Origin of the sequence: Psychrobacter sp. APC 3281, assembly GCF_030407815.1 — a bacterium.
GTDB lineage: Bacteria > Pseudomonadota > Gammaproteobacteria > Pseudomonadales > Moraxellaceae > Psychrobacter.
Window position 1 is genome coordinate 130,181 of record NZ_JASDCS010000011.1, and the last position, 13,058, is coordinate 143,238.

13 protein-coding genes are annotated in these 13,058 nt (G+C 41.9%); 10 read left to right on the top strand and 3 right to left on the bottom strand.

Translation table 11 applies throughout. The features are described from left to right. Positions 1 to 111: 111 nt before the first annotated feature. Positions 112 to 1,725, top strand: coding sequence for a hypothetical protein (locus QL886_RS11170; protein ID WP_290178746.1), 1,614 nt, complete (start codon positions 112 to 114; stop codon positions 1,723 to 1,725). Between the two features lie 94 nt (positions 1,726 to 1,819). Here the strand turns inward: QL886_RS11170 and yaaA are convergent, their stop codons facing one another. Further along, the gene (yaaA, locus tag QL886_RS11175; RefSeq protein WP_290178747.1) at positions 1,820 to 2,632 is read right to left on the bottom strand and encodes a peroxide stress protein YaaA; all 813 of its coding nucleotides are present in this window, start codon (positions 2,630 to 2,632) and stop codon (positions 1,820 to 1,822) included. A gap of 497 nt (positions 2,633 to 3,129) precedes the next feature. On the opposite strand from yaaA, the gene QL886_RS11180 reads away from it, so the two are divergent. The 7 genes from QL886_RS11180 (at position 3,130) to QL886_RS11210 (ending at position 8,632) form a co-directional block, all read left to right on the top strand. Continuing rightward, positions 3,130 to 4,281: a Re/Si-specific NAD(P)(+) transhydrogenase subunit alpha gene (locus QL886_RS11180; RefSeq protein ID WP_165596760.1), complete on the top strand. Its 1,152-nt coding sequence runs from the start codon at positions 3,130 to 3,132 to the stop codon at positions 4,279 to 4,281. 115 nt (positions 4,282 to 4,396) lie between these two features. Beyond that, the gene (locus QL886_RS11185; RefSeq protein WP_197707696.1) at positions 4,397 to 4,735 is read left to right on the top strand and encodes a proton-translocating transhydrogenase family protein; all 339 of its coding nucleotides are present in this window, start codon (positions 4,397 to 4,399) and stop codon (positions 4,733 to 4,735) included. A 14-nt stretch (positions 4,736 to 4,749) separates the two neighbouring features. Further along, the gene (locus tag QL886_RS11190) at positions 4,750 to 6,132 is read left to right on the top strand and encodes an NAD(P)(+) transhydrogenase (Re/Si-specific) subunit beta (RefSeq protein ID WP_179799564.1); all 1,383 of its coding nucleotides are present in this window, start codon (positions 4,750 to 4,752) and stop codon (positions 6,130 to 6,132) included. 277 nt (positions 6,133 to 6,409) lie between these two features. Beyond that, the gene (locus tag QL886_RS11195) at positions 6,410 to 6,946 is read left to right on the top strand and encodes an acyl-CoA thioesterase (protein WP_290178748.1); all 537 of its coding nucleotides are present in this window, start codon (positions 6,410 to 6,412) and stop codon (positions 6,944 to 6,946) included. Between the two features lie 176 nt (positions 6,947 to 7,122). Then, positions 7,123 to 7,332: a Fe-S cluster assembly protein IscX gene (gene iscX, locus QL886_RS11200; protein WP_021812734.1), complete on the top strand. Its 210-nt coding sequence runs from the start codon at positions 7,123 to 7,125 to the stop codon at positions 7,330 to 7,332. A 65-nt stretch (positions 7,333 to 7,397) separates the two neighbouring features. Then, the gene (locus QL886_RS11205; protein WP_191114814.1) at positions 7,398 to 7,901 is read left to right on the top strand and encodes a GyrI-like domain-containing protein; all 504 of its coding nucleotides are present in this window, start codon (positions 7,398 to 7,400) and stop codon (positions 7,899 to 7,901) included. 68 nt (positions 7,902 to 7,969) lie between these two features. Then, positions 7,970 to 8,632 carry a hypothetical protein gene (locus tag QL886_RS11210; protein WP_290178749.1) on the top strand — a complete coding sequence of 221 codons (663 nt, stop codon included), beginning with the start codon at positions 7,970 to 7,972 and terminating at the stop codon, positions 8,630 to 8,632. Positions 8,633 to 8,714: 82 nt separating this feature from the next. Here QL886_RS11210 and dapE read toward each other — a convergent pair whose 3' ends face one another. Next, positions 8,715 to 9,932 carry a succinyl-diaminopimelate desuccinylase gene (gene dapE, locus QL886_RS11215; protein WP_290178750.1) on the bottom strand — a complete coding sequence of 406 codons (1,218 nt, stop codon included), beginning with the start codon at positions 9,930 to 9,932 and terminating at the stop codon, positions 8,715 to 8,717. Between the two features lie 62 nt (positions 9,933 to 9,994). Next, positions 9,995 to 10,750, bottom strand: a complete 756-nt coding sequence (locus tag QL886_RS11220; RefSeq protein WP_290178751.1) for a 2OG-Fe(II) oxygenase — start codon at positions 10,748 to 10,750, stop codon at positions 9,995 to 9,997. Positions 10,751 to 10,891: 141 nt separating this feature from the next. Here QL886_RS11220 and rlmJ point away from each other — a divergent pair, with 141 nt between their 5' ends. Together rlmJ and pssA are read left to right on the top strand one after the other, a co-directional pair. Beyond that, the gene (gene rlmJ / locus QL886_RS11225; protein ID WP_057758888.1) at positions 10,892 to 11,779 is read left to right on the top strand and encodes a 23S rRNA (adenine(2030)-N(6))-methyltransferase RlmJ; all 888 of its coding nucleotides are present in this window, start codon (positions 10,892 to 10,894) and stop codon (positions 11,777 to 11,779) included. Positions 11,780 to 11,805: 26 nt separating this feature from the next. Then, positions 11,806 to 12,720 carry a CDP-diacylglycerol--serine O-phosphatidyltransferase gene (pssA, locus tag QL886_RS11230; RefSeq protein ID WP_290178752.1) on the top strand — a complete coding sequence of 305 codons (915 nt, stop codon included), beginning with the start codon at positions 11,806 to 11,808 and terminating at the stop codon, positions 12,718 to 12,720. Positions 12,721 to 13,058 lie beyond the last annotated feature (338 nt).

Below are 13,058 nucleotides of genomic sequence, written 5' to 3' on the forward strand. Positions count from 1 at the left end.
ATATGCTATTATTTGAATATATAATGGAATGATAATTTACTTAAAAGGAGTTTGGACACGTGTTGCGGGTCAGAATTCGCAAAATATCGTGTGCCATCTAATGTGATCACGATGAAAAAAATTAGACTTGGAATCTTCGTAGAAGATGAAACATTAGCATGGCACAAATTTATGCCATTAAAATCTCTAGTAGATGAAGGTATAGTTGAGGTTTGTATTGCTATCCAACGCAGTGCAGAACACCAATCTAACCCCCCTCATATATCCAAGATCATACCGTCTATCAATCAAAAGTTATTTTCTATTCTTTCTTACGCTAAAAAGACTACCAAGCGTTATTCTATTCATGATTTAGTTCCCAATGGAAAAATGCCTGTCGTTACATCAATACCAAGACAGGATAAATCCGATGATGAAATTGAAGACTCAGTGATTAAGAGACTGCAGGCAACAGATTTAGATTACCTATTGAGTATGGATTTTCGAAACTTAATAGGGAAAGCGCTAGGCGTTACGAAGCATGGCATTCTCTTACTTCATTATGGTGATGAAAGAATACAGCGAGGCGAGCCTGCGTTGTATTGGCAATTTGCTGAACAATGGGAAAATAGCGTCGTGACACTGCAACTAGTGAGTAATGACCATGAGGTAGACAAAGTGGTAGGTAGAGGTTATGGCAGTTTGTTTTACTGGGACTATAATTTGACTGAGGATAAGTTAAAAGGAGTTGCAGCATCAATACTGTATTGGTACTTTCGTAAAAATAAAATTGGCGTCGAGAGTGGGAACTTTATTAATTTAATTAACGATCGCACACTTTATAAAACGCCTCCACAGTTAACGGCCATACGACATTTGCAGAGTTTTCTAAAAAATTACATGATAAAAAGATTTTATAAGAGTCTGTATCTAAACAACTGGAGTATTTTTATTGGTTCTATTGATCAGCCGATACAAACATACACGGAGATACTACCTAAAAAGGGATGTTTTTGGGCCGATCCTTTTTATATTAAACACGACTCAAGACGTTACATATTTTTTGAAAGTTTGAACTACAAAGAGAATATTGGTCGAATAGAGTGGATAGAGCTGAATGAAAGCCATCAAGTGATTAGTTCAGGACAAGCTGATTTGGGTATTAGCACACATTTAAGCTTTCCCAATGTATTCAAGTATGAAGATGCTGTCTATATGATTCCAGAGGCTGCAAAAACCAATTGTATTAACCTATTAAGAGCGACAGATTTTCCGCGTAAGTGGGAAAAAGTTCATGAGTTAGTTTCAGATGTTCAGGCAGTGGATAGCGCCGTGATTGAGCATAATGGATTATGGTATCTTTTTACAACTCACGGTTCAATTTCAGCATTTACTATGGATTTAGAGTTGTATATTTATACGTCTGACAAGCTGCAAGCAGATAATTGGACCATTCATCCCTCGGCGCCTCTAAAGATTGATGTGCGTGGATCGCGGTTAGCAGGCGCATTATTCCGAAAAAATAGTCAGCTCTTTCGTACTGCTCAGGATGGCACTCTTAGATACGGGCGTAGGGTGGCTTTATACCTAGTAGAGGAGTTGACACCGACCTCTTATAAAGAAACCTTTGTACGTTATATTGAACCGAATTGGGAGACTGATATTGATCGTCTCCATACCTATAATATTTATAATGAAACAGTGGTACTGGATGTATCAAGGGATAAGTTGCGTTTTAGGGTATAGGTACTAAAACATTTAATGGTTGGAGAATAAAAAACCCATCATAAGTTTCGACTTATGATGGGTTTTTTATAATTGTGACTCGTATTATATCAAGCTACTGACCCGCCGCATTTCGTCTAAACGTCCACGTCTTATTATCAGATGCGTCTTCACAATAGTAATATCCTGCCAAATCAAACTGCTTTAGCTGTTCAGCATTGGTCAGCTTATTATCTGCTGCATATTTCACCATTAAACCACGGGCTTTTTTGGCGTAAAAGCTAATCACTTTATATTGACCATTTTTTTCGTCTTCAAACCGTGGTGTAATGATGTCTGCCTTCAGTGCTTTTTTCTTTACCGCCTTAAAGTATTCATTAGAAGCCAAATTAACCAATGTTTTGTCATCGCTGTCAGCCATACACGCATTGATAACGTTAGTGACTTCCTCACCCCAAAACTCATAAAGATTGTCACCGCGCTCATTTTTTAGCTTGGTACCCATTTCTAAGCGATATGGCTGGATAAGATCAAGCGGCTTTAGTACTCCATACAGTCCAGACAAAATGCCTAAGTGCTCATTGATATAAGTAGCGGTATCTTTGTCCATATGATACATATCAAGTCCAGTATAGACATCACCATCGAACAAATAGCCTGCAGGCTTGGCGGCATTATCAGAGTCATCGTTGGTAAATGGTTGCTCTTCACTCCAATGCCATTGTTGATTGCGCGTAGCATTAAGCTGAGCCAAATCGTCAGATATACTCATCAGCTCTTGTAGGTCAACAGGCTCTTTTGACTTTAATACTTTCATCAATTCTTGTGAGCGTTCGATTAGCTCGGGCTGACTATAATAGTTACCTAAATTTAGTGGTATAGCATCTGTTTCGTTCAGGGATTTGGCAGGGGAGAGCAAAAAATACATGGTTATTCCTTATTATAATGAATCGATGACGGGTTTTTTCGAGTGTCAAGTATTCTTATTATACGGTATGCATGGGTGGAACTTGACTTAACCTTGCTTATTTTGTGTTTATTGACGTTATATTTTTAATAAAAAAACAGATCTAGAATTAGGAGATAAATGGAGGTAGGCCTGTATCTATAAGGGTTAAGCGTTTTTCGGAAAAATAAAAGGCTTTAATATACCAACAAAAAGTATGCCAATGGTGTAAATACCTAAATTTTTATTTTACTTGTGGGTCATCATTAGACAATGAAACTTGACGAACGATATCTCTATAATAAAAAGGCATGATGGTAAAGTAGCTATCATTTATTAAATTGATAACCTTTGGTCGCTGTAATGGATTAATCATGATCAAAGGGTTTTGTCCCCTGTGCTTTTTAGATGTGCGTTGAGGGTATTAAAGGTAGTCGTGAGACGTAAATATAGTCATTGGACGTAAGTAAGGAAACGGTATGAAAATCGGTGTAATCAGTGCAGATATCACGAGCGAGAGCCGTGTAGCCATAACCCCAGACGCAGTCAAAAAATTGCGTAAACTTGGGTTTGAAGTCGTCATTCAGTCAGGTGCAGGCCAAGCAGCATACTATGCTGATGAGTTGTATCAGGCTGCGGGTGCCGACATTGCCAGTAGTCGTACCGAGGTGATTACCCAGTCTAAGATTATTACCACCGTCAATGACCTACCAGCGGAAGCCACTGAAAGCTTATCGTCTGGTCAGATCGTCATTGGCATGCTCGACCCATATCGCAACACTCAGCTTGATACTTATGCAGCCAAAGGCGCGACAGTCTTTGCGATGGAGTTGCTGCCTCGTACACTGTCACGTGCACAAAATATGGATGTATTGTCATCACAAGCCAACCTTGCTGGTTATAAAGCCGTATTGCTCGCGGCCAATGAGTATTCGCGTCCTTTCCCAATGTTTATGACGTCGGCAGGTACGGTTAAGCCAGCCAAAGTGGTTATCTTAGGTGTTGGTGTTGCAGGTCTACAAGCGATTGCGACAGCAAAGCGTTTGGGTGCAGTGGTAGAAGCCAGTGACCTACGTCCGACCGCTCGCGAGCAAGTGGAATCACTCGGTGGTAAATGGCTTGATGTGCCGATGAGTGCAGAGGAGGCTGAAACAGCTAAGTCTACCGGTGGTTATGCGTGGACACCATCGGAGCAATATGTCAAAGATCAAGCGGCTGTCGTAGATAAAGCGCTCAGCAACGCTGACATCGTTATTACCACGGCGCAGATTCCTGGCCGTAATGCTCCGCGTCTGGTACATGGCGCAACGCTTGCCAAAATGAAGGCAGGTTCTGTACTGATCGATATGGCGGCCGGTACTGGTGGTAACGTCGAAGGCAGTGTGCCTAACGAAACCATCACCACAGACAACGGCGTACGTATCGTTGGTGCCGCCAATATCCCATCTATGCTAGCCGCACAGTCTTCAGATTTGTATGCCAATAACCTTGTTAACTTTATTACGACATTGATTGCACCTGCTGGCGATGATGCATCGGCTAGCTTGGCACTTAACTTAGACATGGAAGACGAGATTCAGGGCGCACTGGCAGTGACACATGACAGTCAGGTACGACTGGCCAAACGCTAGTTTGAACAGTCTATTACCACATATTTTGTCACTACACATTTGCCAGTAATGAATAAATTTTTAGGAGGATTAGATGATTGCCACTATTTTAGCTGCAGCGCCAGCCGGTGCGGCCATGAGTAGCACACCATTTGTAGCGATTTTCACTGTATTTGTGCTCGCTATCTTTGTCGGATACTACGTGGTTTGGGGCGTTACCCCTGCATTACATACGCCATTGATGGCAGTAACCAACGCTTTATCAAGTATCGTCATCGTGGGTGCGATGCTACAGACCGTCACGATTGATGGTTCAATGTTTACACCGACCAGTTTGCTTGGTGCCTTTGCGGTATTTTTAGCCAGCATCAATATCTTTGGTGGCTTTGCCGTGACCGAGCGTATGCTTGCGATGTTCAAACCGAAAGTGAAAAAAGCACCAGTCGCAACCACTGATGCCGGAGGTGATGCATGAATGATTTCTCAGCAATGATTGCAGCAAATGCAGATTGGTTCTATCTAGTCGGCGCTATCCTCTTTGTCTTAACGTTACGTGGTTTGTCTAGCCCAAAGACCGCGATTCGTGGTAACCGTTTTGGTATGGCAGCGATGGCGATTGCCGTTGTGACAACCTTCTTTTTAGCAGAAGGCCCTGTGCTTTGGTTGATCATCGGTGCGATGGTGTTGGGTGCCCTCGTTGGTATGTGGAAAGCGAAAACAGTCGCGATGACGCAAATGCCAGAAACGGTTGCTTTGATGCATTCATTCGTCGGTTTAGCAGCGGTTGCGATTGCACTTGCGACGGTATTACACACTGAACAGCAGCATGGTGCCGTTGCTCGCATCGAGCTATTTATCGGTTGCTTCATCGGTGCAATTACGTTCTCAGCCTCGGTCTTTGCCTTTGGTAAATTGGCAGCGAAAAGCTGGGCGAAAACATTGGTTGGTGGCTGGGTAAAACCGGTTCAAGCGTTACTATTTATTGCGATGATTGGTTTCGGTGGGGTGTATTTCGTCACTGATTCATTGCCAGCATTTTATGCGATGGCAGTGATTGCGGTTATCTTTGGCTGGATGTGGATTGCGCCAATCGGTGGCGGTGATATGCCGGTAGTCGTATCACTACTGAACTCATTCTCAGGTTGGGCAGCAGCAGGTATTGGTTTCACCCTTGGCAACTCGATGCTGATTATCGCAGGTTCGCTAGTCGGTTCATCAGGTGCGATCTTGTCTTATATCATGTGTAAAGCCATGAACCGCTCACTACTTAATGTCTTGTTTGGTGGGATGGGTACATCAGCCGTTGCAGCAGGCGGCGATGATGGGGCACCGAAGAACTACAAAGCAGGCTCAGCAGAAGACGCAGGATTTCTCATGTCTAATGCTAGTAGCGTGGTCATTGTACCAGGTTATGGTATGGCACAGGGCCGCGCACAGAATGCAGTAAAAGAGCTATATGAGCTATTAAAAGAAGAAGGTGTTAACGTTCGCTTTGCTATCCATCCCGTTGCGGGTCGTATGCCAGGCCATATGAACGTACTATTGGCTGAAGCTGATGTCCCTTATGATGATATTTTAGAAATGGACGAGATCAACTCAGACTTTGCGAGTACAGATGTGGTCTTGGTTATCGGCGCAAACGACGTTGTGAACCCATCTGCGAAAGATGATCCTACTTCGCCAATCTTCGGTATGCCGATTCTAGAAGTCAGCAAAGCGCAGACGGTCATGGTCATCAAGCGTTCAATGAGTACTGGTTATGCAGGTCTGGATAACAGCTTATTCTACATGGACAAAACCATGATGATCTTTGGCGATGCCAAGAAAATGGTAGAAGAAATGGTACGTACTATCAATGGCGGCGGTCATTAATCTCTAAGCTATGTTTTTAACCATGATTATTTACAGATAAGTTTTAGATAAAGAAAGTCACTGAGGTGGCTTTTTTTGCGTTAAAGTGGGCGGCATTTATGAGCCGACTATAGACTGAGGTTTTTCCAATTACGGTCAGTTTTTAATGATAACAATATCAATTGAGCCTTGTGTACTCAGTATACGGTTTGCGCTTGATTAACTTTTTAGCCAATTTGAACTGCTTCAACGATAGACAATCACCAATTATAAATACGATGAAATAAGAGAAAGATTTATGAATATGCTACTGCGTTTTTTTATTATGGTTAGTTTACTTAAACAACAGCTCAAGCATCAATCGACGAGTGAGACTATCAGTCTAGAGACATTGACTGCACCGACCGTCCGCCATTATCGAGTTTTGCCACATGATATGGGATTTCGCGATCATTTACCCAATTATCGTTATTTATCATTTATTGAGCTCAACGTCACGCGCTGGGTAAAGGCGTGCTGTCACGAAAAAGGTATTAAGTCACTGAATTGGGTGATTGCCATGCAAGAGATGATTTATCTCAAGCAAATTAAATTTTTGGATAAAATGACGCTTAGCAGTGTAGTCGCAGGATGGGATCATAAATATGTGTATTTTGAGCATCGGTTTTTTGTCAAAAATCAGCTGATGGGCGTTGGTATGACCAAGTTTGTTTTTACAGATGACAAAGGTATGCGCACACCAGAAGTATTAGATATGATGGGTGAGCAATTGACGGATACCATTAACACATGGAATGAGCATCAAGTCGCGGTAAAATCGACTAAGTCAGTCTAAGCCACATCGCAAAACAGTATTGAAACCCAGTATTGAAAAATAGCATCGTAAAATAACTTGGCTATAATCATTTGCTGAATTTTGGTAGGATAGAGCCCATCAAGTCGTCAGTATTAGGACGATGGCATCGCTTTTAAGACGATGATTCTCAAAACGACTAAAAATAAGGTACCGTTATGACACCACAAAAATTAAAATGGACAGACAGCTTAGATATCGCGATTGAGCTTTACGAGAAGTTTCCAGAAACAGATCCGCAGTATATTCGTTTTACTGATTTGCATCGCTGGGTAACTGAGCTTGAAGGCTTTGATGATGATCCACAAAAATCAAATGAAGGCATCTTAGAAGCCATTCAAATGAACTGGATTGATGAAGCAGATTAATCGATTTGATCTGTCAGTATTGCTACAAACAGAAAACTAAATAAACAGATAGAAAAGGCCGCATCATGACATCACAAATTAAAGAGCTACCAGAAGCGATCGCTTGTCGCGGTATCAGCGTTCGTACCACCAATAACGCTGAGATAAGCCATGACACTGCCAAACTTGGTAGATTATGGCAGAAGTTTTATCAAAATCACGCGGGTGAACTCCCTGAGGGTGAAGACATTTATGGTGTCTATCACAACTACGAAAGCGATGATCTGGCAGGGGCGTTTGACGTTGTGGCCAGTTGGAAAGTAGCCAGCGAGCAAGATGCACAATCAGAAAGCGATAGTGTGGCCAATGCTAGTAACGTAGTGACGGTTGATATTCCTGCAGGAAAGTACTTGGTATTTTCTGAAGAAGGTTATATGCCTAACACTGTGATGAATGCATGGGAAAGTGCTTGGGAATATTTCAATGCACCCGATTGCGAGCATACCCGGACGTTTAATGTAGACTTTGAGCATTATATCGGTGGTAACTTAGAATACGGTCAAGTTGATGTCTATATTGGGATTGAGTAGAATTTTTATACCAGTGAAACATTGAAACCTTAGTAATATTAAATCTTAGCTATTAATTTGGAGTAATAATGAGTCAATTAGATCCAAACTCTAAGGATAGATTAGTTAGTGTTGCTAAAGCAGTAGCAGGTACAATTCCGTATGTAGGAACTCTAATTTCAGAAATTCTTGATAACGTCGTGCCAAACCTGAGGTTTGAACGTATAGTAGTGTTTCTTCAAGAACTTGACTCTAAAGTATCTCAAGTTGATGAAAAGCTTGAGTGTTTTAAAGTAAACTTAGCTAGTGAAGAAGGGGTAGACTTACTAGAAGAAGGCATGCTACAAGCATCTCGTTCAATAAGTCGTGAACGTAAAGAAAGACTTGCGTCTATACTTGAAAAATCTTTAAGTAGAGAAAATCTAAAGTACGAAGAATCAAGAAAAATACTTAATATTTTTAGAGAACTAACTGATCCTGAAATAATATGGTTGATATATTACTCTCTTGAACCAAGATTGGGTAAAGGTCCACACTCTGATTGGGTTGAAAAGCATCCAGATGTTCTGAAGCCAATATCTAAAACTATTACTGGATTGAACGAAGAGTTAGAGAATGAGCAACTAGAAAAAGCTGCTTTACAAGATAGTTATAAAGAGACATTATTACGCTTTGGACTAGTTGAAGCTAGCAAACGCACTACTCATATGACAACTCTAGGTAAAATGGTTGTAGAGTATATTAAAGGTTAGAGCTATCTTTTATTATATTTATTAATAATAAAAAAGCGCCATTCATATAGAGTGGCGCTTTTTTAATGTGTAGAGATTGAGCTTATTTCAGTAGTAAGTTTTCCAAAATGCCTTCATAAATTTGGGCAAGCTTTCCTAGATCATCGACTTCTACTTTTTCATCTACTTGATGAATCGTCGCATTACGTACGCCAAGCTCCACAACTTGGGCACCAGTTGGCGCGATAAAGCGTCCATCGGAAGTACCACCAGAAGTCGATAGGGTGGTATCGACATCGGTCACTTTTTTGATGGCGTTCTGACAGGCCGAAACCAATTTTCCTTCTGGGGTCAAAAACGGCTGACCAGATAATTTCCAATGAATATCGTAGCTCGCTTTACTGTTGGCAAAGTGCTTATCAAAGATAGCATGCGTCTTTGCCTTTAGCTCATCTTCAGTAGTTTCTGTAGAAAAACGAAAGTTAAAGACCACGTTTAGTGTTTCAGGAATGACATTGGTTGCGCCAGTGCCACCATTGATGTTTGATATTTGCAATGATGTGGCTGGGAAGTAGTCATTGCCATTGTCCCATGCGGTAGATGTCAGTTCAGCAAGGGTAGACATCGTCGCATGAATCGGATTAGATGCTAGATGTGGATAGGCGACATGGCCTTGTTTACCTGTAACGGTAAGTTCTGCGCCCAATGAGCCACGACGACCGTTTTTGATGATATCGCCTAACGTATCAGTACTTGATGGCTCACCAACGAGACAATAAGTGATTTTTTCTTGACGAGCTTCTAAAGTCTCGATCACTTTGACCGTACCATTAATTGACGGGCCTTCTTCATCTGAGGTGATTAAAAAAGCAATAGAGCCATTATGTTCAGGATGATTGGCGACGAAACGTTCGGCTGCAACAGTAAAAGCTGCAATACCCGTTTTCATATCGGCGGCACCGCGTGCCCATAGATACCCATCAGCGATAGTTGGAGTAAACGGAGGGTATGTCCAGTTTTTTTCGTCACCTGTTGGTACGACATCAGTATGACCAGCAAAGCAAATCACTGGATCGCTAGTACCGCGGCGTGCCCACAAGTTTTTGACTTCGGCATGTTCACCGCTTTGTTTTCTATCACCAAAATACATAAACTCGCAATCAAAGCCTGCTTGTTCTAACCGTGCTGACAACATATCTTGGCAACCATCGTCATCGGGCGTCACTGAAGGGCGCTCTAACAGTGCAATACTTAAATCTAAGGTTTCTTGCTGATGAGTTGTTCGTTGAGATGCGCTTGATTGGTTATGAGAGTCAGACATGAATAAGCCTTTTGTATAATAAATTGAAATGGTAAATATAAATAAAGAGTAGAGGTTAAATGCTAAACGGCTACTTCGACAAAGGGTACAAGACCATCACGGCGCATCCAAGTGGCGATAGAGTAACGTTGGCGATGCGCAGTTTGTACTTGATGACGTAAATCACTGTCAAAAATAATCAGTCTATTGGCAACTGGCATAACCTCATGGTGCGTGCCATGTTTGTCAACGACTTCTAGTGCACCGCCATCGGTTGCTTCCCAATTATCATTGAGATAAAACACTGCCGATATAACACGTTCATCACGTCCAGCAGGGTTGTCACTGTGCCACTGATAGCCAAAACCAGTCGGATAGCACGCATAATGCGCTTCACTATGGCGAATACCAGCGAATAAACTACTATTGAATAGCGAGGCCAAAGCATTGATGCTTTGTAGATAGTAATAGCCTGCAAAAAAGTCTTCAGTAATCCAACGTATTCTATCACCGCGTATATCGCTGATGCGAACACCCGCGGTCAGCTCTGCATCACGATAGTCAATAAAACCGCTTTCTGCTTGTAGTGCTAATAAGGCAGTACTATTGAATACATCATCAATGATGAGCCAGCCGTCAGTGACAAAGGTGTCGAGCTGTTTATCCGTCAGCTTATCTTCCCAGTCCACCGCAAAGTCAGACACCTGCAATACGTGCTGAGTAGGAATTTTTTGGCTATCATTATGAGTATCTGGCAGCAGTAATGGTGGATTATCCTGACCTATCGGATGATCAACGACCAACGCTGTCTTGTTAAGGTTGCTAATAATCTGCGTCATTTCATCTCATTATTATCAATCAGCTGTCAATATACCGTCATTCAATGCGTTTTTATTGAAAGCACTTACTAAAACCACATTATCTTTTACTCTGCCTATGCTACCATAGATGCAATTTTTCTTATTTAAACTTTTGAGATTATGAACTATAAACACGCCTACCACGCTGGTAACTTTGCTGATGTGGTTAAACACATTTTATTGGTACAACTGCTTAATCAACTGGGGCAGAAAAACAAACCTTTTTATGTGCTTGACGCTTATGGCGGTCGTGGACTGTATTCACTAAGCAGTGAAGAAGCGCGCAAAACAGGTGAGGCCAAAGGCGGTATTCAAGCTTTTCTAAAAGCAGATACTGAAAAGGCGCCAGCTGCTGTCAAAGATTATATGGAAGGCATTAAGCAAGCCAAATTCACTTACGACAATAAAGTCTACCCTGGTTCGCCATGGTGGGTAGCCCATCACGTCGAAAAAACCGCCGCTAAAAAGCCTGATGCTGGCGTGCGTGCTGAGGCTTTTGAAGCCAAAGCGACTGAATACGATGCGTTGAACTATCAGCTACATAAGTTGCCAATTGGTATCCAGCATCGTGACGCTTTTGAAGGTATCACCGCTGTTATTCCACCAAAAGAAAAGCGCGGTTTGATTTTCCTTGATCCCCCTTATGAGCAAGAGCACAAAGACTTTACGCGCCTTATCGACCTATTGGTCGCGGCTTATAACAAATGGCCACAGGGTACTTATGCGCTTTGGTTCCCAATCAAAAACATCGAAGCCGTAGAGCTCTTCTATAAAAAGCTCAAACGTACTGAAATGAGACGTCAGCTGGTTTGTGAGCTAAACATTTATCCTAATGATGTTGCAGTTGGTCTGAACGGTACAGGTCTACTGGTTATCAATCCGCCATGGCAGTTTGATAACCATGCCCGTGAGATATTACGTTTCTTACAGCCAGTACTAAAAGTAGAAGACGCGCCAAACTTGACGCCTGATAGTGCGACCAATGTGCGCTGGCTCGTCGGCGAATAGCAATAACGGCCAATAAGGATATTAAGATGACGACTCAGCCACCTATCGGCCAGCCGAATAATGCACCTTTGAATAATTCGTCCTTAAATGACGGCTCGTTGCAAGATAATGCAGCAACTCAGCCGCCGTTTATTGATGAGCACGAATTTAATATTCGCCTAGCGGATAACGACAGCTATGATGGTTTGACATTTGAGGTGATTGAAGCTGAAGTAGCCGAAGGTAAGCGAGTGGTTAGTCGCGGCGTCTATTTGGCACCCAATCTGATCACCACTTTATCGCTACTGTCAGGCTTTTACTCGATTTTGGCGAGTACCCAAGGCGAGTTCTATAAAGCGGCTTTGGCTATCTTTTTATCCGCTATTCTTGATGGCGCAGATGGACGTGTCGCACGTATGCTCAATGCGCAAAGTCCATTCGGTGAGCAATACGACTCTTTAGCAGATATGTTAGCGTTTGGTGTTGCCCCTGCTATTTTGATTTATAGCTTTGCTTTAGAGCCTTTGGGTCGTATCGGCATTGGCTGTGCGTTTGTCTTTACCGCTTGTGCTGCTTTTCGCCTTGCACGCTTTAACGTTCAGGTCGGTATTGTCGATAAAAAGTACTTTGTTGGTTTAGCCAGTCCGCTTGCTGCTATACTGGTGACGTCCGCTGTAATGGTCGCAGTCGATCATAATGAGTGGATTGGTCAATACGATACAGCCGTCATGCTACTGTTTGCAGCTTGGGTAGTAACTTGTGGTCTACTGATGGTCAGCAATGTCAAATACTATAGCTTTAAAGAATTTGATAAAAAGAAAGTACCTTTTGTAGTACTTATCATTGGGGTGCTAGTCATGAGCATCGTGCTCTATGATATCCCTGTTGGTATCTTAGCGATCGGTATTATCTATGCGTTATCAGGTATCGTGACTACAGTTAAAACGAAAGTGAAAAGCTAAACTCTGCATTTAGGTTTTATAAAAAGGAACTTACCGTCAGGTAAGTTCCTTTTTTTACGCGCTCTATATACTGCTGAAGTACGTCGGCCACTGTAAAAAAGCTAAATCTATAGATATAAAAGACAGTATTTAAAGTTTGATAGCGATAACAATGGGTTAGGTTAATATGATATCACTGATAGAAAATAACTGAGATTATTTATAGAGTTTCCTTGTTTTCTATCTAAAACTCCGTATAATGCCACCCAGTCGAAAGGGAAGTGGTTTACTGATTTGAACGATATAAATTGTTTGAATTAAATAGAAAATACTTCTTGACTAAATAAATATAGCGTCTA

What these genes read in the sequence shown, in the direction of transcription:
- QL886_RS11185 (WP_197707696.1), top strand. Translation starts at nt 4,397, where the DNA reads ATGAGTAGCACACCATTTGTAGCGATTTTCACTGTATTTGTGCTCGCT.
- iscX (WP_021812734.1), top strand. Translation starts at nt 7,123, where the DNA reads ATGACACCACAAAAATTAAAATGGACAGACAGCTTAGATATCGCGATT.
- QL886_RS11190 (WP_179799564.1), top strand. Translation starts at nt 4,750, where the DNA reads ATGATTGCAGCAAATGCAGATTGGTTCTATCTAGTCGGCGCTATCCTC.
- QL886_RS11195 (WP_290178748.1), top strand. Translation starts at nt 6,410, where the DNA reads ATGAATATGCTACTGCGTTTTTTTATTATGGTTAGTTTACTTAAACAA.
- QL886_RS11170 (WP_290178746.1), top strand. Translation starts at nt 112, where the DNA reads ATGAAAAAAATTAGACTTGGAATCTTCGTAGAAGATGAAACATTAGCA.
- pssA (WP_290178752.1), top strand. Translation starts at nt 11,806, where the DNA reads ATGACGACTCAGCCACCTATCGGCCAGCCGAATAATGCACCTTTGAAT.
- QL886_RS11180 (WP_165596760.1), top strand. Translation starts at nt 3,130, where the DNA reads ATGAAAATCGGTGTAATCAGTGCAGATATCACGAGCGAGAGCCGTGTA.
- yaaA (WP_290178747.1), bottom strand. Translation starts at nt 2,632, where the DNA reads ATGTATTTTTTGCTCTCCCCTGCCAAATCCCTGAACGAAACAGATGCT.
- QL886_RS11220 (WP_290178751.1), bottom strand. Translation starts at nt 10,750, where the DNA reads ATGACGCAGATTATTAGCAACCTTAACAAGACAGCGTTGGTCGTTGAT.
- QL886_RS11210 (WP_290178749.1), top strand. Translation starts at nt 7,970, where the DNA reads ATGAGTCAATTAGATCCAAACTCTAAGGATAGATTAGTTAGTGTTGCT.
- rlmJ (WP_057758888.1), top strand. Translation starts at nt 10,892, where the DNA reads ATGAACTATAAACACGCCTACCACGCTGGTAACTTTGCTGATGTGGTT.
- dapE (WP_290178750.1), bottom strand. Translation starts at nt 9,932, where the DNA reads ATGTCTGACTCTCATAACCAATCAAGCGCATCTCAACGAACAACTCAT.
- QL886_RS11205 (WP_191114814.1), top strand. Translation starts at nt 7,398, where the DNA reads ATGACATCACAAATTAAAGAGCTACCAGAAGCGATCGCTTGTCGCGGT.